Source organism: Bhargavaea ginsengi, assembly GCF_900109165.1.
Classification (GTDB): Bacteria; Bacillota; Bacilli; order Bacillales_A; family Planococcaceae; genus Bhargavaea; species Bhargavaea ginsengi.
On sequence record NZ_FNZF01000001.1, the window covers coordinates 964,572 to 989,375 of the forward strand.

Genomic DNA, 24,804 nt, shown 5'->3' on the forward strand with positions numbered 1-24,804 from the left:
AATATTCCGTCAATTTAGCGTTCAGAAAATTACGCTTTGCACAGTATATCGTGGACTGAGGAAGAATTGAAGGTGTTTTCAATATGTTCTAATTGGTGAAATAGGGCGAACCTTTATAATCGGTGGACGATATAAAAAGCCTCGGCCAAATCAGCCGGGGCTAAAGGGTTATTCATCTTCTTCGGAAGGAAGCGTCGTCTGTTCAGGGAGCGTATCCCAGAATGATGTATCTTTCGAGTCGATGGAGCCGTCTGCGATTGCCTTGACAGTGGACTCCAGTGTAGTGATCGTCTGCTTGATCAGGTAGCCGTTGCTCTTCTGGCCGAGCACACGGTTTGGATCGTTGTGGTCGGACATGCCACGCATTTCAAAGAGGAGCGTGGAAATGCCGTATTCCACCGCAATGCCGTTGCGGGAAATCGTCTCAGCCGATCCGCCCGGATACTTGCCGAGTGTGCCCCAGCCTTTTGGATTAATGGCATCATAGACGACCGCTCCAAGCTTTTTGGAGCCGGCCAGTACTTCTTGATCGACATTTGGCGTTGTCGGGTACAGGATGGAGCCTGAAACGAGCTCATCCCCGTTGATCACACGGTCCGCACCCTGATGATGCAGATCGATCATATAATCGATGTCATACTTCTGCATGACATTGCTGTGCAGCGCCTGTGTTTCCGGCTGGATCTTCGTGACGTGGTCACGGTTCAGGTCGACGCCGAGCGCGTTATAGCGCGTCAGATGGCGGTCACCTGAAGCGACATAGTCATCCAGCGAGAAGTCGACATCCCCCATCGCCCCGTCCGGATTCAGCATCGGGACAATCAGGATGTTGACGTTGTCCGTCACGCCCTTCATCTTGCCCGTGCCGAGATGCTTGATGAACTCAAGCGCGCCTTCCGTCGTCAGCTGCTCATTGCCGTGCTGCTGTGTCAGGAAGAGGATCGTCGGATTTTCCGGGTTCTTCATATACTTCACGAGGTACAGGTCGCGGCCCTTGACCGACTGGCCGATCACCTCGAGCTCCAAATCCTGCTGCTTGGCCTCCTGTTTCTGCAGGTAAGACGCAAGCTCGCTGTACGTATGGAGGATCGACGTGTTGATCGTTTCATTTCCCCCGTAGTTCGGTCCGTTCCCCACAGCATCCGCCTGCAGCGGCGCCGCGCTCAATAGGAGCGCCCCCGCTGCGGCCAGTGTGATCAACTTTTTCTTCATATTCCCACTCCCCTTTGTTTAATCGGTTCCGCAATTGTTTCTCCCGGGCGTTCCGTCCCGCAACGGACCAGGTCCTGTCCGTAATACCTTCGGGCAAGGCCCCATCCGCAGGAGCCTTTATTCCGCCGGGCGGTAAGACGTCAGCGGGATGTCCTCATAGTCTTCCGGATTAAGGTCATGTACAGAGCCGTCTGCGACCGCATTTACGATTCCGAGAAGACCGGTTTCAACTGCCTTCACAAGCTGGCCGCGCTTTTTCTGGCCGAACGACTGCGTCTGGCCGGTCACTTCGAACAGAACGGTGCCGCTGCCGTTCAGGGCGTAAGAACCAAGTGCCGTTCCCGGCAGGTCAAGCCCCTGCGAGTAAAGCGTGATGTTGCTGAAGCCCGAGTTGCCCTTGGCCTGCAGCGCGTCGTAGGCGGCAACGTTCAGCTGGCGCGAGAAGTCATAGTTGTACTTGTCCGCGTACTCGGCGTATTCCGCGCCTTCAGAACTGGACGGGTCCGGGACAAACTGCGCCGACAGCGACAGCGTCACTTCGTCGGATGTGCCTTCCACGTAGTAGATCCCCTGATGGTGCAGATCGATGAAGACGTCGACTTTGCCGAACTCCTCGACGAGCGATTTGTAAACGTCACGGGACGTCTGGGACTCCGGTGTGATGAACCAGCCCGGGTCGGACGAGCTTCCCGGGAAGTCCTCCGGCTGCGGCACGTAATTAAGATCCGGGTTGAAGTCACGGTTCACATCAAAGCCCGGGTTTTGGCTGTAATCATAATTCTGTTGGATTCGGTCGTCCAGATAGTTCCATGAAGGCTGTACACCGCTAAGCTGCGGGAAGTCCTCAACCACTTCCGACCATGTCATCGTATTGCGGCGCTTGTCCCCAACGGATGCATCCGGGTTCATCATCGGCATGAAGACGAACGTGATCTCTTCGCGAAGCTGCTGCGCGTAAGGTGAACTGCCCGATACCGTCTTCAGGAGATTCAGGATCGCATCGGTCCCGGTCTTTTCGTTGCCGTGGATCTCGCTCTGGATCAGAACGACCTTTTCACCGGAGCCCACACGCACCGTGTAGATGTCGCGGCCCTGGTTCGATTGGCCTGCCACGTCAACGGACACCAGTCCCTTGCTCGTCTTCTCGATCTGCTGGAGTTTTTTTGTCAGCTCCGCATAATCAGTGAAGCCCTTGATCGAAAACTCATGATGCGACTCTTCCTTCGCCAGCGCCTCCCCCGGTGCTGCCGGCAAGGCGATTCCTGCGACCATGGCGATTGCCGCCGTCACGCCAACCCACTTCTTCATCTATCTCCACTCCCCTTCGGTATGTTCAACGCAAGCATAGCAAGGTTCTTCGTATCCCTCAATAACTGTTCTAATTTTCAGTTATATAGATCCAGTCTGCTGTCGAATCATTGGGAAAAGGGATGCCAAACGGAGGGGGTGCCGTGTGATTCAATGGAGTGAAATGCCGAAGTCTTTCGTAGGTCGAAGTAGATTGTTCTGTCACGCCATATAGGTCCAACCACTCATTTTACATAGGCAAAATTAAAACTTGGCTACCTGATCATGCGCAAGATTGAAAAACGGCCAAATCCGCGGTGTAATGCGGTTTCCAGGCCTCTTTCCGATCAGGATGTTCAGTGGTATGGTGGATGAAAAGGAGCGGGGATGGTGGGGGAAATCACTCTAAAAGGGTCTGCTTACTGGAATGTTTATGCTCATGAGCGATTGTTGGCGGTGCTTCCGAAATGGGAACCAAAGCGGGACGAGCTGGAACAACAGCAGAGGAACCGTCGTGCCGGAATGGCCGGCGAAGAGCGGGTAATCGAGGTGCTTCAGTCTGCAGGGTTGCCTCCAGACACCCCGATTTTCTGGGACGTCGGCCTGCCATTGTCCCCTTCCGTGTTTATCCAGATGGATATTGTAATGGTACTCAGGCATGGTGTGCTGATTTTTGAGTCCAAGCAGATCGCGGGAAGGCTGCGGTTTGTCCAGAATCCGGCTGCCCTTCAAAAAGTCGAAAACGGCGAAGTCACACTTGTGATGGATTGTCCGGCCGCTCAATTTGAAGATCAGCGGGATAGCTTTACCCTTTGGCTGGCAACGAGGGGGTTCCGGGCCCCCGTTGACGGGTCTGTCGTGTTCACGACCAATCCGGTGATCGAAGGTCCACCTAATCTCCCAATCATCAGCCTGCGGGAACTTCGCGGTTTTATCCGGTCTGCTGTTCAGGCCGAGCCTGTTCTTAGCTCAAAGGACGTCCGGCTTCTCGTCAATACGATCGAAAAAAGCCGCTCCCGCTTTATCCCTTACCCACTCTGTGGGCGTTATGGGATTGATTCTACGAAAATACAGTGGGGGCCGCGCTGCGGGTGCGGGTCTCAGCTAATTAAATCGACGGAGCGGCGTTGGAACTGTGAGAACTGCAAACTTCAGGGAACGCCCGCTTATGGACCTGCATTGTTAGATTGGTTCCTTTTGAGGAGTGAAACCATTACTGTCCAGCAATGCGCCGCGCTGTTCGGCATTCACAGACAGAGTGCATGGAGGCTGCTGGGCCGGATGCGGCTGACCAAGGTCGAGGGGAAAGGTGGAAAACATACCCTTTACCGGATTGATTACACTGACTTTGAAGCGCTCAACCAACTGCTGAAACCGTGAGTGTTACGGAACGGGAGCTGAGTGTTACACAAGCCCACCTGAGTGTTACATAACGGCCGGTGAGTGTTACACACGCCCGTCTGAGTGTTACGCCCACACAAAAAACCCCGCCGCAGCGGGGTTATTACATTACATCCACACGATCCACGCCAGAACCGCGGCGATGACGATGCGGTAGATGGCGAATGGGGTGAGTTTGATGCGGTCGATGAGTTTCAGGAAGAACTTGATCGACAGGAGCGAGAACAGAAACGCGCTCACGAAGCCGACCACATAAAACGACAGGTAGTCCATCGACATCATGTCCATGTTCTTGACGACGGAGACGAGGCTCGCACCGGCCATGATCGGGACGGCCATGATGAAGGTGAAGTCGGCGGCAGTCTTGTGGTTCAGGCCGAACAGGACGCCGCCCGAGATGGTCGCGCCGGAGCGCGAGAAGCCCGGCCAGAGCGAGAGGCACTGGACGAGGCCGATCGAGAAGGCCTGCTTGTACGTCAGCTGGTCAAGCGACGTGACGCTCGGCGTCTTCGGGCCGAACTTGTCGGCCGCGATCATAAGGATCGCCCCGGCGACCAGTGCCCAGATGACAGTTTCGACGCCGAACAGGTAATCATCGATCAGGTCCTTGAACGCAAATCCGAGCACGACCGCCGGCAGCATGCCGATGATGACGTGCATCAGGTTGAACCGGGTGCTGCCGCCTTCGCGCGTCTCCACCTGGTAAAGTCCGATCAGGCTGAACAGCCGCTTCCAGAACACAATGACAACCGCGAGGATCGATCCGAGCTGGATGACGATCTTGAACGTATTCGCCGGATACTTGCCGAGGAATTCCTCGGTCTTCAGCCACATATCGTCGACGATGATCAGGTGGCCCGTCGAGGAGACCGGAGCAAACTCCGTCATCCCTTCGACGAACCCCAGAATAATGGCTTTTAACAGGTCAAACCAATCCATACTTTATTAAGCCCGCTTTCTTCTGAAGTTAATGTACCAGATGATTGCTGCAATCCCCAGCACTGCTATGACGGCATATGCAATATTGGAATAGATATCCATATAACGGACGATGCTTTCCCAGTTATCTCCGACAGCCGCTCCGAGCGATACGAGAACGGTGTTCCAGATCAGGCTGCCGAGCGTTGTGAGGAGAAGGAACAGCAGGAAGTTCATGTTCGACATCCCGGCCGGAAGCGAGATCAGACTCCGGATCAGCGGCACAAGGCGGCAGAAAAACACTGTCCACGGTCCGTACTTATCGAACCAGGCATCCGCTTTGTGGATGTCTTCCCTCGTCAGCCGGAGCACCCTGCCCCAGCGGTCCACGATCTTCTCGAGCCGCTCCACATCAAGCAGCAGGCCGATGCCATATAGAATGACGGCACCCGCGACAGACCCTGCGGTCGCCGTGCCGATGACCCCGACTTTCGTCAGTGAGCTCGCAGTTGTCATGAATCCGCCGAACGTCAGAATCACTTCGGACGGAATGGGCGGGAACACGTTTTCCACCATGATCAGGACGAATACACCAAAGTATCCGAACTGTTCCATGATGTCGGTAATCCAGTTTTCCATCAGTTCCCTCCGAATTTTTTCCTTTAGCCAGTTTACTAAAGAATGTACATTTTGGGAAGACGTGCCGTGCGACGCACCTGCTGTACGGCCTGCAGGACGCGCGGGATGTTCTCCCGAGATTCATATAGAGACGCAGCCGGCCCGGTAAGGTTCCCGGTTATTCCTCTTCCCCGGCGATGGTGACCGACCGGTCGATCCGGAGCGTGAAACGGACGGTCTCCTCGGCGTTCGCCGGAACCGTGACGGGAATCAGGACATCACCGAACTCCCGCTCCGCCGGGTGGTCGGACTCGGCAATGTCCCAGTGTCGCTCGTGGACCGGATGGCGGATGATGACCGTCACGGGCACGTCCTTTGCGTTGCGGATCGCATACATATAGGACTCGAGATCGTAGCGCCCCTCTTTCCCGGACGATGTGAGGCCTGAATCCACGGTGATGTCGAATGCGTTGCCGAGACGGAGACGGACCCGCTCTCCCGTGGCGGTGTGATCCATCCGGTCTTCTCCGATAAATTCTGCCGTACCGTCAGACGAATTGTTCCTGTAAAACTTCACGGTGCCCTGCGGCAGCGGGAAACCGAGGCCGGCCGCTTCGGTGTTGTCGAACTCAAAATAGATCGCCGGGTTGCGGTCATACGGACCTGCTTCATAAATGGTGCGGCCCTTCGCACCCTCCGCGCCGATCAGGAAAATCTGTTTTTGCTGGCGATCCTTGATGGTGACGGTGCCCGGAATCGTATATAGGTGATAGTCGGCGAAGGATTCCTGCTCCGGCATGCCGCGCTCCGGGATGGCGCTGTAGAGGACATACGGATCCGCGTCTTCCGCACGGTGGACCTCCCCCGCTAGTACTCGGAGGACTGCATCCTCATACGTCATCCCCGACTCGTTCCGGAGTGTCATCCAGCCGGTCAGGCTGAATGTCTCCTCGCCGGATGACTCGGCCGGCAGCGAGATGACATAGTCCATCTCCCATGTCATCCCCTGTGTCAGGTAGCTCACGCGCACTTCGTCCGATCCGGACGGTGCCGCATGCCAGACAAGTGCCGGCGTCAAAATCAGGCCCCCCGGGAGTTCCGGCAGACGGACTTGCCCTTCCGGATCAAGGACAACCTCGCCCGTCTCCAGGTCTTCGACGACCATGCCGTTCGCGACACTGAGCAGGCGGTAGCGCATCCGCTTGCCGGACTCCGGGTCGACGATCGTAATCTCGCGCCCGATATACTTCTCCAGCAATTTATTCTTGTCCACGAGATCGTATTCGTAGTTCATCTCACGGATCTCGAGCCCTTCCACGAGGATCGACTCCGTTTCGATCCGCTGTGCGACATCCAGATACCGCAGCACCCCGTCCTCAGGAAACTCCGGCAGCTTCCTCGTTTCCTTGACCAGCGCAAACCCGTCGTTATAGACCGTCAATGCACGTGACACCGTGTCTTTACCCGAAATATCAGCCGGCATGGCAACTCCCCCTTTTCTATGACTGGATCACCCGTCTGTCCATCCGCCCTTATGTAAATGCAGCGCCTGGAGCTGGCTTTACTTCAATTTACTCGCCGGATGCTTCAGGCATGATACCACCTTCCAAAAATGAAAAAATCGGGCCGGAGCCCGATTCCTCATGCATGAATCTCTGTCGTTTTCTCCTCTGCCGCCGTGTCCCCAAGAAAGTCGAGGACCGCGCCGATGAAGGTTTTGCCGATGTACTGGATCGATCGTTCATCGACATTGAATTTCGGATGGTGGTGCGGGAAGTCTGCCCCGATCTCCGGATTGCCTCCGCCGACGATGAAATAAGAAGCTTTCACGTGCTCGGTGTAGTAGGCAAAGTCTTCGCTGCCGGACATCGGTTCAACGTAACGGACATTTTCAGCGCCGAAGATGGAAGCCGCCACCTTGGCAACGCGCTTTGTCTCCTCCGCATCATTGTAGATGGACGGGCAGTCGCGGACGTAATGGAATTCGTAGGTCGCGCCGTTCCCTTCACACGTCGTTCGTGTCAGGCGTTCCATCGCTTCTTCGATCAGGTCACGCACTTCCGGATCATAGGTGCGGACCGTACCTTTCAGAACCGCCTTGTCCGGGATGACATTTGTCGCGTCCCCGCTTTGAAACGAGCCGACCGTGATGACGCCCGAGCGCATCGGGTTCACGCGGCGGCTGAGGATCTGCTGGAAGTTGACGACGAGCTGGCTGCCGGTCACGAGCGGGTCGATCGTTGTGTGCGGCGCCGCTCCGTGGCCGCCCTTGCCTAAAATCGCGATCTCAAAATCGTCCTGTGCAGAAGAGGCATAGCCTTCCATCACCCCGACGCTTCCCAGGGGCTCATCGGCCATAACATGAGCGCCGTAGATCACATCCACCCCGTCCAGGCAGCCGTCCTGGATCATGAAGTCCGCTCCGCCCGGCGTCGTTTCCTCAGCGTGCTGATGAAGGAAGACGACCGTGCCTGAAAGTTCATCACGGACTTCAGAAAGCACTTTGGCTACGCCCAGCAGCGTGGCTGTATGAAGGTCGTGGCCGCAGGCGTGCATGACGCCCGGCACGGTCGATTTATACGGAACCTCTTTTTCATCCTGGATCGGAAGCGCGTCAAAGTCCGCGCGCAGGGCGACAGTTTTGCCTGGCTTGCCGCCCTTCAGTGTCCCGACAACCCCGCGGCCGCCGACACCGGTGCGGACCTCGATGCCGAGGTTCCGGAGATACTCGGCGACAAACGCCGGCGTACGCTCTTCGGTATGCCCGACTTCCGGATGCATATGGAGGTCGCGGCGGATCGCGACGAGCTCCTCTTGCAACTGACTGAACCGTTCATATAATGGTTGATTCATGTTCTTTACTCCTCCATTTTAAAAGGGACGGCAACTGCCGCCCCAAAGATTTGATCAAGCCGGCCAGATAAACAGATGGGCGATCGTGACAATAATAATCGCCATGATGAACTGGATGACAAACAGCGGTGCCATCCACTTAAACCATTTCGTAAGGGAAATGCCGGCCATGGCGAGTGCCGCGAACAGCAGCCCGTTTGTCGGCGAGAAGATGTTCGTGATGCCGTCACCCATCTGGAAAGCGAGGACCACCGTCTGGCGGCTGACGCCGATCAGGTCGCCGAGCGGCGTCATGAGCGGCATCGTCAGTGCGGCCTGGCCGCTTCCGGAAGCAACGATGAGGTTCATGAACGCCTGAACGACAAACATGGCACCCGCGGCCATCACGGTCGGCAGCTCCGATACAAGGCCCGAGATGCCATAGAGGATGGTGTCGATCGTGTTGCTGTTTTCAAGCAACGTGACCGCACCATAAGCGAATCCGACGACAAGGGCGCCGACGATCAGCTCCTCGCATCCCCGGACGAACGCCATCGTCGTCCCGTTGATCCCCATGCGGTTCACGATTCCGATTACAATCGCCATGATGACGAACAGCGCGGAGATTTCCTGGATATACCATCCGTACTTGATGACGCCGTAAGCAAGGGCGATGAATGTGGCCAGCAGAATCAGAAGCGTTACACCCTGCCTGCGGGACAGCTTCATATCCAGCGCGGCCGCCTTGTCCACATTGCGTTTTTTGTCTTCTTCATAGGTCACGCTCAGCTCGGGATTTTTCTTGACCTTGGCCGCGTAGCGCATGACGAAGAGAATCGATACCGTTACGTAGGCAAACCAGAAGAAGATCCGCGGCACCATTCCTGAGAAGGTCGGAAGTTCGGCGATCCCCTGTGCAACGCCGACCGTGAACGGATTCATGAACGCAGCGGTGAATCCGGTGGCGACTCCGACCATGACCACTGCGGCGCCGGTCATCGAGTCAAAGCCCATCATCATCGCAAGCGGCACCAGGATCAGAATAAACGGCAGTGCTTCTTCAAACATGCCGATTGTCGCGCCCCCGATGGCGAAGAACATCATGAATACCGGGATCATCAGCATCTCCCGGCCCTCCAGCCTGCCTGAGACGGAGCCGAATGCGCCTTCGATCGCTTTGGTCTCCTTGAAGACGTTAAACGCCCCGCCGACGATGAAAATAAAGAAGACGATGCCGGCACTGGTTGTGAGGCCCGCATGGATCGCCTTGAAGATATCCATGAATCCGGCCGGGTTGGACTCAATCTGGTGATAGGAGCCTTCCACTACCAGGGTCTGTCCTTCTTCGTTTGTCGTCCGTTCATATTCACCGGCCGGAATCAGATATGTACTGATTGCCGTCAGCAGGATAACTGCGAACAATATGGCGAATGGATGGGGAACTTCGAACTTGAACCGCTTTTTGCGGCGGTTGGTGGTGTCTGAAATATTGGCCATGCACAGTCACTCCTATAGGTCGAAGACCGTCGAAATTTAAGTATGTATAAATATAAGTTAATAGAAGTAGGCGGTCAATACGAAATCTACAGAAAATAAATCTCGCCCCCTCCTTTTATTAGATTTTCAAGAAATGGAAAAACCGGGCATTGCCCGGTTTTTATCGGATCTTTATGAAAGGTTATACCGTCTGCCCCATCTGCTCCCGCAGCTTCGCCTTGAGGAATTTGCCGACGGAGGTTTTTGGAATTTCATCGAGGAAGACGACGTTGTCCGGAACCCACCATTTGGCGAACTGGCCTTCCAGATAGCCGAGGAGTTCCTGCTTTTTTTCCTCATTCCGCTCAATGCCGTCTTTCAGGACGACGCAGGCGAGCGGACGCTCGAGCCACTTCTCATGCGGGACGGCGATGACCGCTGCCTCGAAGACGTCCTGATGCGTCATAAGGGCGTTCTCGAGGTCAACCGAGGAAATCCATTCGCCTCCGGACTTGATCAGGTCCTTGGTCCGGTCGGTGATCTTGATATAGCCGTCAGGTGTCATGACGGCGATGTCGCCGGTATAGAGCCAGCCATCACGGAACGCGTCTTTCGTGCGCTCATCCTTATAGTACTCGTCCGCGATCCACGGGCCGCGGACGGTCAGCTCGCCCATCGTCTTGCCGTCCCACGGCACTTCGCCCTGCTCGTTGATGACGCGCGTATCGATGCCCGGGATCGTCATGCCCTGCGAGGCGCGGAGGTCGAGCTTTTCTTCGGCGGTCTTTTCTTCCACCGAAGAGGTGTAGTTCGACAAGCTGACAAGCGGCGACGTTTCGGTCATGCCGTAGCCGACGATGAACGGAACACCGTACTTTTCCTCGAACGCCTTGATCAGGCCCTTCGGCGAGGCGGATCCTCCGCAGACGATGGCGCGCAGCGAGCTGATGTCACGCGGCTTCTGCTCGAGTGTCTTCAGCACGCCAAGCCAGATGGTCGGCACACCCGCTGTGAGTGTGACTTTTTCCTGTTCGATCAGATCAAGCAGGACGTCCGGATTGAATCCGCCCGGTCCCGGCAGCACCTGCGTGATGCCGAAAAAGACACCGGCAAACGGGAGGCCCCACGCGTTCGCATGGAACATCGGGACGACCGACAGCGTGATATCCCGCTCCGACAGGCCCATGCCGTCGGCAAGCCCGAGCGCGTAACTGTGGAGGACGAGCCCTCGGTGGGAGTAGACAACGCCTTTCGGATTGCCGGTCGTGGCACTTGTGTAGCACATGCCGGCCGGCGTGTTTTCGTTGAGGTCATCCGGAAATACATAGTCGTCCGATGCTTTCGACATTAGTGCTTCGTAGGAGTGGACGTTGCTGAGGGCCGTTTCCGGCAGCTTGTCCGAGTCCGACATGACGATGATGTGCTTGACCGTCTTCAGCTGCGGCGCAAGTTTCTCGATCAGCGGGAACAGGTCGTCGTCGACAAGCAGGATTTCATCCTCTGCGTGGTTGATGACATAGACGATGTGCTCCGGTGACAGGCGGATGTTGATCATGTGCAGGATTGCTCCGGCGCACGGGACACCGAAATACGCCTCGAGATGGCGGTGTGTGTTCCAGGCGAACGAGCCAACCTTTGTCCCCCGCTCCATGCCGAGTTCGGTCAGGAGAGAAGCGAGCTTCCGGGTACGCTTCGCGAATTCGCGGTACGGAATGCGATGCGTTTGTGTGGCGGTTTTCGAGATGATCTCCTTGTCCGGGAAATAGCGCTCCGCGCGGTCCACGAACGTCTTCAATAGCAGCGGCGTCTTCATCATTTGAATCCAGCTCCTTTTGTATGGTGGATTGGCGATGGTGAAGGTCTGGTTGAGTGGGTTGCTGCATGGCATGGCTGGCGGTTATCGGATGTGAGTTTGAAGATTAGGTGCTTGAGTTTGAAGATTACACGCTTGAGTTTGAAGATTAGGCCCCCCGAGTTTGAAGATTACGTCCTGCTCAGCTCTTCATCCAGTGCGGGTGTTCGTCAAGTTCGCCCGGACGGAGAACCGGGGTCAGGCAGAAGTCGGTCCGGAGCGAGACGTCGAGCCAGTGGCTTAGCGGTTCCGCCCCGAAGTAGCGGGCGACGTCTTCATGAACATCGTCGCGGTTTTTCCACTCCGGATGGCCCGCAAAGTCGCAGAAGGCGTGCCAGAACTTGTCCTCGAGCGCACCGAGCGCGACGTATCGGCCGTCGGCAGTCGGATAAATGGCGTAACGGGCGCGGGAGCCGTCAAGGTCGGGCACCCCGCGGTCAGACAGGCCGGCTTCTTCGAATGCCTTGTGGACACTCTGCCAATGCGTGAGCCCGTCGGTGATGGAGACGTCCAGACGCGCGCCTTCCCCGGTTTTCATCTTCCGGACAAGCGCGGCGAGGACGGCTTCCGCGACAAAGTGCCCGCCGGCAAAGTCGGCCAGCGTGTTTTTCGGCTGGACCGGCCGGCCGTTTTCATCGGTAAGTTGCGAAAGCACACCGGACAGCGCCAGATAATTGAGGTCATGGCTGCCGGCCCTGGCGAACTCACCATCCAGGCCGTAGCCGGTCATCGAGCAGTAGATGAGTCCGGGGTTGAGCTCAAACAGCTCGTCCTCTCCGAAGCCGAGCCGCTCCAGCGTACCGGGGCGGAACGATTCGATCAGGACGTCGGTGCCGCGAATGAATTCCTTCATCTTCTCGTGGCCTTCCTTTGACTTCAGGTCGAGCTCGACGATCGTCTTGCCGGCGTTTTTCTTTTCATGGATCAGCCCTCCGGCAAGGCGGCGGGCGGGTTCCCCGCCGGGCGGCTCGACTTTTGTAACGTCGGCGCCCATTTCAGCGAGCCGGTAACTCGAATACGGTCCCGGGAGATAATATGTCACGTCGAGCACTTTTATGCCTTCGAGGAATCCGCCGCCTGGAGGGCGGACGGCATTTCGCTTACGGGTTTCTTTCATGCTGGTCATGCCTTCCTTCCTCCCGACAGTCCCATGTTTTTCGCGATGATCGTTTTCATGATCTCGTTTGTGCCGGCGTAGATCGACATGACCGGAATATCGCGGTACCAGCGGGCGATCTTGTATTCTTCCATATAGCCGTAGCCGCCATGGAGCTGCATGCATTCGGCAGCCGCCTTCCGCGCGGTCTCGGTGATCCAGTACTTCGCCATCGACACCTTCGTCACGATGTCTTTGCCGTCCAGGTGGTCGGCAATCAGTGACTCGAGGAATGCCTTGCCAAGTTCGGCTTCCGTCGCGAGTTCCGCCAGCTTGAACTGGGTGTTCTGGAACGCGGCGACCGGGCGGCCAAACGCCTCGCGGGACTTTACATAGTCGATGGTGATCTCGAGCATATCCTCCATCGCGGTCTGGGCACCGATTGCCACTGTGAGCCGCTCCTGCTGCAGCTTTTCCATCATATAGTGGAAGCCCTTGCTCTCTTCGCCGATCAGATTCGAGGCAGGCACGCGGCAGTCCTCGAAGTAAAGTTCCGCCGTATCCTGTGAATCCATGCCGACCTTGTCGAGCTTCCGGCCCTTCGTAAATCCTGGAGTCCCCTCTTCAATCAAAAGCAGACTCATCCCGCGGTGTTTCGGCTCCGCCTTAGGATCGGTCTTTACCGCAACCAGTGCCAGGTTCGTATTGATTCCGTTTGTGATGAACGTCTTCTGGCCGTTCACGACATAATGATCGCCGTCCTTGATCGCGGTCGTCTTGATGTTGGCAAGGTCCGATCCGGTTCCGGGCTCGGTCATCGCAATGGCGGTGATGACATCCCCTGTCACACAGCCCGGCAGGAAACGTTTTTTCTGCTCATCGGTCCCGTACGATTCGATATACGGCACGACGATGTCGTTATGAAGGCCGACACCGGTGAGCCCGGCGCCGACACGCTCCATCTCTTCTTCGATCACAACGCCGAAGCTGAAATCCAGCCCAAGCCCGCCGTATTGTTCTTCAACCTGCGGGCAGAGGAACCCCATCTCCCCGAGCTTTTTCCAGAACGATTTCGGAATCAGCCGGTCCTGTTCCCATTGTTCATAATGCGGCACGGCTTCTTTTTCGAGAAATTTCCGGAGTGACTCCCGGAACAGATCATGCTCTTCGGTTTCCCATCGGTATCGCGGCATGGCGACCACTCCCTTCTTTGTATGTGGGTTGGTTGGGGCGGGTGGATTGGATTCGCGGCGGCAACTGTCGGTTTCGCGGCGGCAACTCGGGATTCTGCGCCGGCATCCAGCGATTCTGCGCCGGCAACCGGATTCGCGCCCACAACTCGGGATTTCGCGCCGGCAACTTGCAAATTCACGCCGACAACCCGCAAATCCGCGACTGCAACACCCAATTCCGCGTCCGCTCCCTCCAACCCAACTCCCCCTTACTTCGGCTGCATCCGGATGGCGCCGTCCAAGCGGATGACGGTGCCGTTCAGCATGCGGTTTGTCACGATCGATTCGACGAGCTGGGCGTATTCTTCCGGCTGGCCGAGGCGTTTCGGGAACGGCACGGTCTGCTCGAGCGCGGTGCGCGCGCTGTCCGGCAGGCCGTCGAACATCGGCGTGTTGATTAGGCCCGGGGCGATCGTCATCACACGGATGCCGTATGCCGCGAGTTCGCGGGCGATCGGGAGCGTCATTCCGGCGACGCCGCCTTTGGACGCGCTGTAGGCGACTTGGCCGATCTGGCCTTCGAAGGCGGCGACGGAAGCGGTGTTGATGATGACGCCGCGCTCGCCGTCCTCGCCGGGCTCATTGTCCGTCATCGCGTCCGCGGCAAGCCGGATGACGTTGAAGGTGCCGGTCAGATTGACGCGGATCACCTGCTCGAACTGCTCAAGCGGATGGACACCCTTCCTGCCGATCAGCTTGCCCGGCGTGCCGATGCCGGCGCAGTTGACGACGGTGTTGAGTCCGCCCATCGCTTCTTTTGCCGCCGCCACGTTCGCCTCAACGGCTTTCCCGTCGGCGACGTCTGTCTCATAAAAGAAGGCGTTACCCTCTCCAAGCTCAGCCGCGTACCCCGTGCCCTTTTCTTCATTCAGATCAAAGATGGCGACCTTGCCGCCGGCTTCGACGATCCGCTTTGCGGTCGCACCGCCAAGACCTGACGCCCCGCCGGTGATGATCGCCTTCACATTGTTCATGTCCAACTCAAATCCCCCTAACCTGACTGAATGCTCATTCGGTGTAATTAATGATTATTAATCAATTCGTTCAATGACTGTGGCATTGGCCATGCCCATGCCTTCGCAGATCGCAAGCAGTCCGTATCGCCCGCCGGTCCGATCCAGGCGGTTCATGAGTGTGACAAGCAGTTTTGTTCCTGTTGCGCCGAGCGGATGGCCGAGTGCGATGGCGCCGCCGTCGACGTTCAGCTTTTCCGGATCCGCACCGGTTTCTTTGAGCCAGGCAAGCGGGACAGGCGCGAAAGCTTCGTTCACTTCATAGGTGTCCATATCCCCGATCGAGAGGCCGGCTTTCTTCAGTACTTTCTCCGTTGCAGCAATCGGTCCCGTCAGCATCAGTGTCGGATCGGATCCGACAACCGAGCGCGCGACAATCCTGGCCTTCGGCTTGAGTCCGAGCTCATCCGCCTTTTCTCGGGACATGAGGAGTACCGCAGATGCGCCGTCGCTCATCTGGCTGGCATTACCCGCCGTGATCACTCCGTCTTCCTTGAACACGGTCTTGAGCCCTCCGAGCACGTCCGGAGTCGAGCCTTCCCGCGGGCCTTCGTCCGTATCGAACACGTTGCCGTCCGCCGTTTCCACAGGTACAACCTCATCTCTGAACCGGCCTTCTCCGATTGCCGCAAATGCGCGCTCGTGGCTTCTCGCGCTGTATTCATCCAGCTCCGTGCGGCTCATGCCCCACTTTTCTGCGATGCGCTCAGCAGACAGGCCCTGGTTGATGATCTCGTACTGGGAGGTCAGCTTTTCGCTCGGCCTGGCGTCCCCGACATTCGAAAACATCGGCTCGCGCGTCATGCTTTCGACGCCGCCTGCAATAACGATGTCCATATCGCCCGCGGCAATCGCCTGCGCGCCGAAGTGTACCGCCTGCTGGCTGGATCCGCACTGGCGGTCGATCGTGACGCCCGGCACCTCGATCGGGAATCCCGCGATCAGAGCGGAGGTCCTGGCGATGTTGCCGCCCTGTTCCCCGGATTGCGTCACGCAGCCGAGGATTACATCTTCCACCCGGTCCTTCCCGACACCCGCACGCTTCACCAGTTCTTCCAGTACAACCGCCGCCAGCTCGTCAGGACGTGTTTCCGACAGCGCCCCCTTGCGCCGGCCGACTGCCGTACGCACGCCTTCGACAATCACGACTTCTCTCATTCTCTCTCCCCCTTTATCACAATAGAAAGACTATTCTTGAAAGAATCGTATCATGAAAACGTTCTCATCGTCCATATCATTCGGCGTCCGGATCGACTTGCCGGTCCGAGTGAAAATCAGCCTCCGGACCTAGACGGAAATCAACATCCGGTCCGTTCGGAAAAACCCTGTCCCCGACTACAATAAGGTTAACAACGAAAGGAGGCGGAAACCTTGAAGAAATTTCTTCTCATCACCATCGGAATCGTCGCAGGGATCACCGTCCTTGCCAACCTCGGCGCGATCATCGGTCTCGCCATCTCAGCCGCCATCATGTATGCCGGCTACCACTACTACAAGCGGAGCACTTCCGACTTCGCACGCTTTTGCTGGGCAGCGGTCGGCATCATCGGCCTTCTGACAGCCATCGGCAACATCCCGGCATTCATCGGCCTGCTCGCAATTGCAGCTCTCTGGTATGTGTACCAGAAGTGGAATGCCCGTGAAGCCGTCCTGTTCGAAAAAGACGGCGACCCGTTCGCCAATTTCGAACGCGAATGGAAGAACATCACGAAATAAGTTCCCAACAAGGAGGAAAACGTTATGAACTCACTGTTCAACCGCATCAAATACTCAGTCCAGGCCGATCTTCATGAGGTGCTGGACAAAAAGGAAGAAAAGAACCCCGTCTCCCTTCTGAATGAATATCTCCGCCAGGCGGAAAAGCAGACCGAAGCAACAGGCCGGCTGCTTGACCGTCAGGCAAAACTGAAGGAAGAGCTTGAGAAAGAGCGGAAAGAAGCGGCAACCATGCTTGAGAAGCGCCGCAACCAGCTTGGGATTGCCGAGAAAGCGGGCGTTGAAGACTTGGTCGCCTTCGCCCAGGACGAAATCCGCGCCTATGGCAACCGCGTCGACGAACTCGACCGCACGCTTGCCGAAACGGATGCCGAACTGATCGGCCTTGAGCGCAAGTATGAAGAGATGAAGCACAAGATCAAGGACATGAAAGTGCGCCAGCTCCAGCTGATGGGCAAGGAAAACGTGACGCGTGCCCACCGCCGCATGGACCGCGTTATCCAGGATGAAAGCAGCGGGATGGCACCTTACACTGAGATGAAGGCGTATGTCGAGCAGCTCGGCGACAAGATCGAGAAAGAACACAGCCATGACACGATGGAGCGCCGGCTGGACGCGCTTGCGATCATCGAACAGGCAGAAAACACAGGAAAAGCCGACAAAGAAACGGTCTGACAGGGACATTAGCGCCTGGATTTTGTAAGATAGGAAGGGGGACCTCCCCCTTCTTTTGTGCATTACGCGGATATACATGTCCGCTTTAACTAAAACCACCCGAAAGGAGGAACCCGCCATGCATCCATCGGCCGACCAGCTCCGGTTTATCGTGATCAGCTTCGTGCTGCTCGTGTTCATTGAAGCCGCCTTTTTCAGAGACGGCAACATCATCTTTGTCATTCTCGGCGGATGGCTGGCGTATTATGGCTTCCGCCACCGCAATAAATGGATCCTCTGGACGGGTTTATTCTTCCTCGGGATTGCGATCCTCTCCCTCTGGAGCCTCCGGCTGCTCATTCTCGCCGTGCTCGCCTACATTTTCATCAGCCTGTGGAAAGGCGTACCGGCAGAGGAGATCACCCGGCCGCTCCGGGATGCCAGAAAAGAAACTCCGAACGGCATCCTGAAAAACCGGCTGTTTTCCGTACAATCGACGCCGTTCAGCTCCTACGAGTGGGAAGATGTCCACATCCAGGGGATTTTCGGCGACATCCATGTTGACGTGACAGAAACCGTGCTTCCGAAAGGGACGTCGTTCATCTCGATCCGGCAGGGCATCGGCAAGGTAAAGATCGACGTGCCGTATGAAATTCCCGTACGCGTCCACTACACCTCACTTCTCGGCGACTCCCGGCTGTTCGGCCGCCACCAGAACCGTATTTTCAATGAACAGCTCCATATGCAAGACGGCTACGGGACGGAAGAGCGCCCGGCTGCGGAGCTGATCATCACAGTCTCCTCCTGGCTCGGGGACTTGGAGGTGTCGCGCAAATGAGGCACCTGATCACACGCGCCGTCACCCTTTCCACTCTGTTCCTCGCCATCTCGGCGGGGATTGTGTTCTTGCTTCTCGGCATGCCGGATGACGACTGGTGGTTCCTGATCGAAGAGGAGCAATACGGCCTCCCGGCTGCGGTCTGGATCGTTGCGGGCTCCATTGCGGCCGGATGGATGCTCGCCTTCTGGGCGTCCGGGATCATCCGCACGAACATCCGCGCCGTCGAACAGCGACTGTATGGCCTGCTCGAGACGGCACCCGGCAAAAAGCAGCGTAAACTCCCGGGTCCCACCGAGCGGGCAGTCGGTGAAGTGGAGGAACTTCTCACAACACAACGCGAACGTCTGAAGGAGATTTCCGACAAGCGGGCGGAAAACCAGGAGCAGATGGTCCAGGAACGGCTCGTGCAGGAGCGTCAGCGGCTTGCCCGCGAGCTGCACGATTCCGTCTCCCAGCAGCTTTTCGCCGCCTCGATGCTCCTGTCCGCGATGGCGGAACGGGAACGCGCAGAGACCGGCGCCCCCTCGCGCACGCTCGAACAGGTCGAAAAAACCGTTCAGCAGGCACAGCTCGAGATGCGGGCGCTGCTCCTCCATCTGCGCCCCGCACCGCTCAACAACAAGACACTTTCGGAAGGGCTCCGCGGCCTCCTTCACGAATTGGATGAAAAGGTCCACTTTACGATCCGCGGGCGCATAGAGGACGTTCCGCTGTCCAAGGGAGCCGAAGACCATCTGTTCCGGATCGCCCAGGAAACACTGTCGAACACGCTGCGCCACGCAAAAGCGACCGAACTCGATGTGCTGTTCGTCGAGCGGGACGGACTAGCGATTTTCCGCGTTCAGGATAACGGCATCGGGTTCCGGGACGGCGACGGCAAAAGCGGCTCCTACGGCCTGCGCAATGTGCGCGAACGCGCCATTGAAATCGGAGGCACATGCAAGATCGTCTCAGTGCCCTCGCAGGGAACGATTGTCGAAGTGAAGCTTCCGGTGACCCGCCCCGAAGAAGACGGCCAGCCGGAAAAAGAAGCGGACACCGCTCCGATTCCACTAAAGGAAATCGAGCCGGAGGCCGCAACACCATCTGAAGAAACGGAGGAATCGAGATGATCCGTGTACTGCTCGCGGATGACCATGAAATGGTGCGAATCGGCGTATCTGCCTACCTTCAGGTGCAGCCGGACATGGAAGTGGTCGGCGAGGCCTCGAACGGGCGCGAGGCGGCCGACCTCGCACTCCAGTTGCGGCCGGACATCATCCTGATGGACATGGTCATGCCGGAGATGAACGGCGCAGAGGCGACGGCCGCCATCATTAAGGAATGGCCTGAGGCGAAGATTATGGTCGTCACAAGCTTTCTCGACGATGACAAGGTCTACCCGGCACTTGAGGCCGGCGCGTCCAGCTACATCCTGAAGACGTCGAAGGCGTCGCGCATCGCAGATGCCATCCGCGACACGCTTGGCGGCCGGACGGTGCTCGAGCCCGAAGTGACGACGAAGATGATGCAGCGCATGCGCGGCACGGAGCGCGCGCCGCATGACGAACTGACCGCTCGGGAGATGGAAATCCTCCTGCTGATCGCGAAGGGCAAGACGAACCAGGACATCTCAGACGAACTCTTTATCGCCCTCAAGACCGTCAAGACGCATGTCTCGAACATCCTCTCAAAGCTCGGCGTCGACGACCGCACACAGGCCGCGGTCTACGCCTACCAGAACGGCCTCGCAGAATAAGAAAATCCGCGGACGTCTTTGCCGGCCGCGGAAAGCAGGTGCATGTGATTGAACAACAACAACCAGAATTCCGCATTCATCCCGGTGGCGGTCATCTTGCTGATCGCCGTCATCCTGTTTCTCAATATCGTCCTCCCCGCGCTTCCGTTCCGGTGGATGATGGTCATCATCATCGCGGTCATCGGCATCGCCGGCGCGCTCGTGATTTTCTGGATACGGCGGAGAGGCGGCGGGCGCAGAGAGTGAGTGGCGGGATTCGCGGCTTGAGTGTCGCGAATGGGCGTGCGAGTGTCGGGATTCGCAGTTTGAGTGTCGCGATTGTCACGCTGAGTGTCGCGATTCGCTGCACGAATGTCTCGAAACTCTTCATGAATGTCTCGGTCCCCTCCACGTATGTCCCGAAACTCTCCCCCCGCTGCATAACAAAAGCCGCTCCCCTGCCGGAAGCGGCTTTTTTTCGTATTCAATTATGCTTTCGACAAATGTACCATGGCGTTCAGGATGCCGCCGTGTACGCCTTCGTGCCAGACGGAAAACTGCAGGAGTTTTTCCCCTGTGTCCATATTGTGCCCGGCAATCTCAAGCGGGTGGCCGAGCTGGCCCTCAAGCTGGCCGTCAAGCGCTGCTGCGATGCGGTCTGTCTGTCCCTTTAGCGCGCTCAGAATCTCTTCGTTAGACGGGACGCCTTCGCCCCATCCTTCCGGGCTGGTCCCTGTGTTGAACAGGCCGACCCATTCCGGATGGACGATCTCAAAGTCCGGATTGATCATCTTCGTGAAGTTCTCGAGTGAGACGAAGATGTGGCCCGCGTTCCAGCGGACGTTGTTGCTGAAGCCCGGGTGAAGCTTGTCCCAGTCTGCCCCTTCCAGTTGTTTAAGCTGGCCGAGTGTATAGCCTCGCGCGAATTTCATCTGTTTAATTGTTGCCATCTGAATTCCTCCTTCATGGTACTGTCTCCATTGTGGACGAACCGCAGGATTTTTTGAACTGAAACATACAAAACCGCTGACCGTGACGGGTCAGCGGCTTTGATTTATTCTTTACCCGGATACCGTTCATTCGGGGCGGTGTCGTTATAGCCTTTATCAAGGCCTTCGTCACCCTCGAATGCGGATGGCTCTCCTTTGCCGACGTCTTCATTTTCGTTTTCACGGAAGACGTCAGTCGAGTTGGATTCGGAAGGGTCGGCCAGCGGCAGTTCGCCTTCGTTGCGATCCCCGCGCTGCGGATCATAGTCTCGCGCGTTCGGATAGTTTTCATGTCTAGTCATGGTTTCCGCTCCTTTCCCGGCTGACCTGGCTGCAAGCCGTCAGTCCTTGGATGATTAGGCGGACGGATGTCCGTCCTTACCGGCGACACGCCGGATGCCCCGGCCGGGCCCGGAAATTGACGGGCGGCGAGCCGGATTGTTCCCAGTCTCCCCTGTCTGCAGCAATCACCTGACTTGTTATTATCCTTTTCGTGATTTCCATTTAAATTCCTGCCTAAAACTTCAAATTTACGGAAACTCAATAAACCGACATCAGGGAGACGGGAAATCGTGTTAGACTATTCCTTTTCCACACAGCCCTTTAAACCTGCAGCTCCGGAAATGAACAAAAGGACCCTGATGACGTGAAATGCATCATTCAATAATCCCGTTCACTTTCCCGTCGAGCGAAGCAATGCTTTCCTGATTGCCGGCGACGATCAGCTTGTCCCCCACCCTGAACTCCTCATCGGGGTCAGGGTTGCTGAGGACGCCTTCTTCCCTTCCGATGGCGAGCAGCGTGATGCCGAACTCCCGGCGCAGGTTCGATGATTCCACTGACTTTCCGGTAAGCGGACACTTTTCTCCCAAAACGACCTCGCCCACGACGAACTCCTTTTTCTCTGCCATCATGAGGTCATTGATAAAATCAATGCCGGACGGGCTCACGACGGACAGCGCAAGCTCACGGCCGCCGATGCTTGAGGGGTTGATGACACGGGTGGCCCCTGCACGCTTCAGCACTTCCTCGGAACCTTCTTTCTCGGCGCGGGCCGCGACCTCGATATCGTCGCTCATCCCTTTTGCCGTCAGCGTGATAAAGACATTATCCGCGTCGCTGTCGAGAGCAGCGATCAGCCCGCGGGCCTTGTCCGTTCGCGCCTTTTCAAGAATGTCCCGGTCCGTCGGATCGCCGATCAGACGAAGCGTTCCCTGGTCCACAACCTCGAGAAGCTCGTCTTCGTTGTCATGTATGTACAAAACCTTCAGTTCCTCTTCCATATTGCGCAGTTCACGGTATACCTGCTGGGCGACGCGGCCGAATCCGCATACGATGATATGGTCCTCGAGCTTATCAATTTCATGATCCATCTGCTTATCCCACACTTTCTCAGACAGCTGTTTTTCAATCAGATACGACGCAGCGGTGCCGAGCCCGTACGTTACAACTCCTGCACCGAACGGCACGATCAGCAACGCAAAACGCCGGCCTTCATCGGTCACGGGATACATGTCCCCATAGCCGATCGTCATGACCGAAATAATCGTCATCCATAGGGAATCGAAAAATGACAGGCTCTCGTAATGCATGAACCCGACAACCCCGACCCCGACCAAGAGGACGACTAACAAACTGAGAAATAGCAGCCGCCGGTAGCCGGTCGGAATGTCGAGCCATTTTTTCCTGAACATAATCATCCTTCTTTCCGGGGTCTGGTCTTTTCCTTTTACCCCGGGAGACGTGCCGATAACCGCAACCCTCGGGCGGACCGTCCGTCCTATTATTGGAAAACACAGACTTGGGAGGGATGGCCGATGAAAAAACTCGTGCCGGCCGCTTTAGTTGCCATGATGTTACTGCTCTCCGGCTGCGGCGCGCCGAAAACGGCCGCGGACCACGGCAGCGGCCTATCGGTGGAAATGCAGACCGGCGGCCAGTACCGTCACGTCCAGCTGATCCGCTATGAAAACGGCGAGAAGGTGCCGGGTGAAAATGTGGTCAACGCAGACGGCAGCCAGTTTGAGAATGGTGAAGTCATCTGGTTCGATATACAGCCCGGGGAATGGAAAGAAACGACTGCATTCGCACTGTCAGTCAGCACGGACGGGACCGGAATCGGCGCAAGGCAGACGAAGCCCGTCGAGCTGGAAGAGGGCAAGGATTGGGCACACGCGGTGTTCAGTGACGACGGCCTGATCATCGAGGAAGCGGAATGACGGCTGCAGGCGGGCCGCTCCGACGGAAAATCATCGCCGCCTCCCTGGCAGGCGCTGTATTCGCCGTCCTCCTCGGCCTCCTCACACCAGATCCGTTCGGGGAATTCCCGGCAACACCCGGCGGCTTCCTGAATGCCTTCACGCTGACCGTCCCTATCTACCTGATGTACAGCTTCCCGGTCATTTTTTTGGTCGGCGTGCCGGCATCACTGCTTGCAGACTTTCTTGCGGCGCGCCTTTCGCGCGGATTCCGGAAGCCTTGGGCTGAGCCGGTGATTTCCGGCGTACTGCATGCCGCATTCGGATTGGTAGCTCTCGGCTACGGCGTGGCGGCGGCCCTTCTCGGGTTCATAGCGGACCGGCTGCTCAGGAAAAAACCGAAACCCGGATGGCCCGCTGCCCTTAAGAGCCTTGCGGTTCCTGCACTTGTCTGGCTCTTCTTCATGTTCATCGTCTACATGAAGGAACTGCCGGGTGATTTTCCTGCCCTGCTGCAGGCCATCTTATAAGAAAAAGAGCTTTCGGCCCGATGCCGAAAGCTCCTTTTATAAGGGCGAGAGTTTGCCCATCCATCTTTCATCCCTGCAGATGATGAGCGTGTTCTTTCCTGACCGTACATCCTTCAATCAAATCTTTGTATTTAAAGAAAAACACGGCTTGCCCCAGAAAACATACTGATATGCGATCTGAGGAATAGGCAGTCACATCATTTGCCCAAATGAATACCTTATTTGGAATGCTTTATTAGGGGGAATCGGTGTGGGCTACTATGTTTCTGTTGAACCGGGTGTAAAATTATATGTTGAAGATATTAATCCTGAGGGCAGTAAGACGATCGTCTTCCTGCATGGCTGGCCTTTAAGCCATCAGCAGTTTGAATATCAATTTAACGTTCTTCCCCATAAGGGTTTCCGCTGTATCGGAATTGACTGGAGAGGATTCGGAAAGTCAGATAAGCCAATAAGCGGATACGGTTTTGACCGGCTGGCGGATGATATCCGTGCAGTGGTGGATGCACTTCAATTGGATCAGTTCACTCTTGCGGGTCACTCCACAGGTGGAGCCATTGCGATTCGGTATATGTCCCGTCATCATGGTTACGGTGTATCCAACCTTGTCCTGATTGATGCTGCCGCTCCTACAGGATTTTCTTCAGAGACTGCAGCCAGGTTCCTTAATCAGGCGCTAAATGACCGTCCCAAGATGATGCGGGAAGTGACAGAGAACTTTTTCTTCCAATACATTACACCTCCATTCTCTGAGTGGTTTCTCCAATTGGGCTTTCAGGCAGCAGGCTGGTCAACGGCAGCGATCATCATTACATTGCGAGATGAAAAGCTTGATTCCGATTTGCCAAAGATCCACGCCCCAACCTTAATTGTTCATGGTGTTCACGACAAGGTGATCCCTTATGCACAAGCCCAGGATCTTAACCGGCAAATAAAGAATTCACAGCTTGTTCCGTTTCACTACAGCGGTCATGGTCTTTTCTGGGAAGAACATGACAAGTTTAACAAGCTACTTAGAAGGTTTATTAGAAGCACCGAGAACTAGGAAAAGCGCTCCTGCAGAGCCACCTGCAGGAGCGCTTTTCCTTGTCGTGCGTCTTCTGAATCCACTATCCGCCGCTTAATTTCGTCATTCACGGCGATAATCTCGTCATTCGGCTGCGCAATCTCGTCATTCAGGGTTTTAATCTCGTCATTCGCCGCACCGGTTTCGTCATTCATC

General features: G+C 56.6%; 26 protein-coding genes. 10 read left to right on the forward strand and 16 right to left on the reverse strand.

Translation table 11 applies throughout. The features are described 5' to 3' along the window. Positions 1 to 168: 168 nt before the first annotated feature. Both BMX91_RS04575 and BMX91_RS04580 read right to left on the reverse strand, forming a co-directional pair. Complete coding sequence (locus BMX91_RS04575; protein ID WP_092050393.1) at positions 169 to 1,212, reverse strand: M14 family zinc carboxypeptidase; 1,044 nt, start codon at positions 1,210 to 1,212, stop codon at positions 169 to 171. A 117-nt stretch (positions 1,213 to 1,329) separates the two neighbouring features. Further along, positions 1,330 to 2,520: a M14 family zinc carboxypeptidase gene (locus tag BMX91_RS04580; protein ID WP_092050395.1), complete on the reverse strand. Its 1,191-nt coding sequence runs from the start codon at positions 2,518 to 2,520 to the stop codon at positions 1,330 to 1,332. Between the two features lie 369 nt (positions 2,521 to 2,889). Here BMX91_RS04580 and BMX91_RS04585 point away from each other — a divergent pair, with 369 nt between their 5' ends. Next, positions 2,890 to 3,879 carry a nuclease-related domain-containing protein gene (locus BMX91_RS04585; RefSeq protein ID WP_177168269.1) on the forward strand — a complete coding sequence of 330 codons (990 nt, stop codon included), beginning with the start codon at positions 2,890 to 2,892 and terminating at the stop codon, positions 3,877 to 3,879. Positions 3,880 to 4,008: 129 nt separating this feature from the next. Here BMX91_RS04585 and BMX91_RS04590 read toward each other — a convergent pair whose 3' ends face one another. From BMX91_RS04590 to BMX91_RS04635, 10 genes are all read right to left on the reverse strand, one after another. After that, the gene (locus tag BMX91_RS04590) at positions 4,009 to 4,839 is read right to left on the reverse strand and encodes an undecaprenyl-diphosphate phosphatase (protein ID WP_092050399.1); all 831 of its coding nucleotides are present in this window, start codon (positions 4,837 to 4,839) and stop codon (positions 4,009 to 4,011) included. A gap of 6 nt (positions 4,840 to 4,845) precedes the next feature. Beyond that, positions 4,846 to 5,457, reverse strand: coding sequence for a DedA family protein (locus BMX91_RS04595; RefSeq protein ID WP_092050402.1), 612 nt, complete (start codon positions 5,455 to 5,457; stop codon positions 4,846 to 4,848). Positions 5,458 to 5,614: 157 nt separating this feature from the next. Continuing rightward, entirely contained in the window at positions 5,615 to 6,919 is a 1,305-nt protein-coding gene (locus BMX91_RS04600) for a DUF4139 domain-containing protein (protein WP_092050404.1), read from the reverse strand. Positions 6,920 to 7,077: 158 nt separating this feature from the next. Continuing rightward, positions 7,078 to 8,289, reverse strand: coding sequence for a M20 metallopeptidase family protein (locus BMX91_RS04605; protein WP_092050407.1), 1,212 nt, complete (start codon positions 8,287 to 8,289; stop codon positions 7,078 to 7,080). 54 nt (positions 8,290 to 8,343) lie between these two features. After that, on the reverse strand, positions 8,344 to 9,765 hold the full coding sequence (locus BMX91_RS04610) for a YfcC family protein (RefSeq protein ID WP_092050409.1): 1,422 nt from the start codon (positions 9,763 to 9,765) through the stop codon (positions 8,344 to 8,346). Positions 9,766 to 9,946: 181 nt separating this feature from the next. Beyond that, positions 9,947 to 11,560: a long-chain fatty acid--CoA ligase gene (locus tag BMX91_RS04615; protein WP_092050411.1), complete on the reverse strand. Its 1,614-nt coding sequence runs from the start codon at positions 11,558 to 11,560 to the stop codon at positions 9,947 to 9,949. Between the two features lie 178 nt (positions 11,561 to 11,738). Continuing rightward, entirely contained in the window at positions 11,739 to 12,722 is a 984-nt protein-coding gene (locus BMX91_RS04620) for a CaiB/BaiF CoA transferase family protein (RefSeq protein ID WP_092050413.1), read from the reverse strand. Next, complete coding sequence (locus BMX91_RS04625; RefSeq protein WP_092050415.1) at positions 12,719 to 13,885, reverse strand: acyl-CoA dehydrogenase family protein; 1,167 nt, start codon at positions 13,883 to 13,885, stop codon at positions 12,719 to 12,721. Before BMX91_RS04625 ends, BMX91_RS04620 begins: the two co-directional genes overlap by 4 nt. Before the next feature lie 248 nt (positions 13,886 to 14,133). Further along, on the reverse strand, positions 14,134 to 14,904 hold the full coding sequence (locus BMX91_RS04630) for a 3-hydroxyacyl-CoA dehydrogenase (protein ID WP_092050417.1): 771 nt from the start codon (positions 14,902 to 14,904) through the stop codon (positions 14,134 to 14,136). A 51-nt stretch (positions 14,905 to 14,955) separates the two neighbouring features. After that, positions 14,956 to 16,095 (reverse strand): thiolase family protein, encoded by a 1,140-nt coding sequence (locus tag BMX91_RS04635; protein WP_092050420.1) that lies wholly within the window; start codon positions 16,093 to 16,095, stop codon positions 14,956 to 14,958. A gap of 213 nt (positions 16,096 to 16,308) precedes the next feature. Here BMX91_RS04635 and BMX91_RS04640 point away from each other — a divergent pair, with 213 nt between their 5' ends. The 6 genes from BMX91_RS04640 (at position 16,309) to BMX91_RS04665 (ending at position 20,132) form a co-directional block, all read left to right on the forward strand. Next, a complete protein-coding gene (locus BMX91_RS04640) occupies positions 16,309 to 16,653 on the forward strand; it encodes a lmo0954 family membrane protein (protein WP_092050423.1) in 345 nt (114 codons plus the stop codon). Positions 16,654 to 16,677: 24 nt separating this feature from the next. Beyond that, the gene (locus tag BMX91_RS04645; protein ID WP_092050425.1) at positions 16,678 to 17,328 is read left to right on the forward strand and encodes a PspA/IM30 family protein; all 651 of its coding nucleotides are present in this window, start codon (positions 16,678 to 16,680) and stop codon (positions 17,326 to 17,328) included. A 118-nt stretch (positions 17,329 to 17,446) separates the two neighbouring features. Continuing rightward, positions 17,447 to 18,145 (forward strand): cell wall-active antibiotics response protein LiaF, encoded by a 699-nt coding sequence (gene liaF, locus BMX91_RS04650; RefSeq protein ID WP_092050428.1) that lies wholly within the window; start codon positions 17,447 to 17,449, stop codon positions 18,143 to 18,145. Continuing rightward, the gene (locus BMX91_RS04655; protein ID WP_092050430.1) at positions 18,142 to 19,260 is read left to right on the forward strand and encodes a sensor histidine kinase; all 1,119 of its coding nucleotides are present in this window, start codon (positions 18,142 to 18,144) and stop codon (positions 19,258 to 19,260) included. The genes liaF and BMX91_RS04655 overlap by 4 nt, the downstream gene beginning before the upstream one ends. Next, the gene (locus BMX91_RS04660) at positions 19,257 to 19,886 is read left to right on the forward strand and encodes a response regulator (protein WP_092050433.1); all 630 of its coding nucleotides are present in this window, start codon (positions 19,257 to 19,259) and stop codon (positions 19,884 to 19,886) included. The genes BMX91_RS04655 and BMX91_RS04660 overlap by 4 nt, the downstream gene beginning before the upstream one ends. A gap of 48 nt (positions 19,887 to 19,934) precedes the next feature. Beyond that, positions 19,935 to 20,132: a hypothetical protein gene (locus tag BMX91_RS04665; protein WP_092050435.1), complete on the forward strand. Its 198-nt coding sequence runs from the start codon at positions 19,935 to 19,937 to the stop codon at positions 20,130 to 20,132. Positions 20,133 to 20,353: 221 nt separating this feature from the next. On the opposite strand, the gene BMX91_RS04670 is transcribed toward BMX91_RS04665, so the two are convergent. The 3 genes from BMX91_RS04670 to BMX91_RS04680 form a co-directional block, all read right to left on the reverse strand. After that, positions 20,354 to 20,815, reverse strand: a complete 462-nt coding sequence (locus BMX91_RS04670; RefSeq protein ID WP_092050438.1) for a DinB family protein — start codon at positions 20,813 to 20,815, stop codon at positions 20,354 to 20,356. Positions 20,816 to 20,919: 104 nt separating this feature from the next. Then, the gene (locus tag BMX91_RS04675; RefSeq protein ID WP_092050441.1) at positions 20,920 to 21,156 is read right to left on the reverse strand and encodes a hypothetical protein; all 237 of its coding nucleotides are present in this window, start codon (positions 21,154 to 21,156) and stop codon (positions 20,920 to 20,922) included. Between the two features lie 354 nt (positions 21,157 to 21,510). Beyond that, entirely contained in the window at positions 21,511 to 22,548 is a 1,038-nt protein-coding gene (locus tag BMX91_RS04680) for a potassium channel family protein (RefSeq protein WP_092050444.1), read from the reverse strand. Between the two features lie 123 nt (positions 22,549 to 22,671). Between BMX91_RS04680 and BMX91_RS04685 the strand changes: the two genes are divergently transcribed. The 3 genes from BMX91_RS04685 to BMX91_RS04695 all read left to right on the forward strand — a co-directional run bounded on the left by BMX91_RS04685 (position 22,672) and on the right by BMX91_RS04695 (position 24,627). After that, entirely contained in the window at positions 22,672 to 23,073 is a 402-nt protein-coding gene (locus tag BMX91_RS04685) for a hypothetical protein (protein WP_092050446.1), read from the forward strand. Continuing rightward, positions 23,070 to 23,582 (forward strand): hypothetical protein, encoded by a 513-nt coding sequence (locus BMX91_RS04690; RefSeq protein WP_092050449.1) that lies wholly within the window; start codon positions 23,070 to 23,072, stop codon positions 23,580 to 23,582. The genes BMX91_RS04685 and BMX91_RS04690 overlap by 4 nt, the downstream gene beginning before the upstream one ends. 250 nt (positions 23,583 to 23,832) lie before the next feature. Beyond that, complete coding sequence (locus BMX91_RS04695) at positions 23,833 to 24,627, forward strand: alpha/beta fold hydrolase (RefSeq protein ID WP_092050451.1); 795 nt, start codon at positions 23,833 to 23,835, stop codon at positions 24,625 to 24,627. Here the strand turns inward: BMX91_RS04695 and BMX91_RS04700 are convergent. Next, the gene (locus tag BMX91_RS04700; protein ID WP_092050454.1) at positions 24,624 to 24,803 is read right to left on the reverse strand and encodes a hypothetical protein; all 180 of its coding nucleotides are present in this window, start codon (positions 24,801 to 24,803) and stop codon (positions 24,624 to 24,626) included. The two genes, BMX91_RS04695 and BMX91_RS04700, sit on opposite strands and share 4 nt — an antisense overlap. Between the last annotated feature and the right edge of the window lies 1 nt (position 24,804).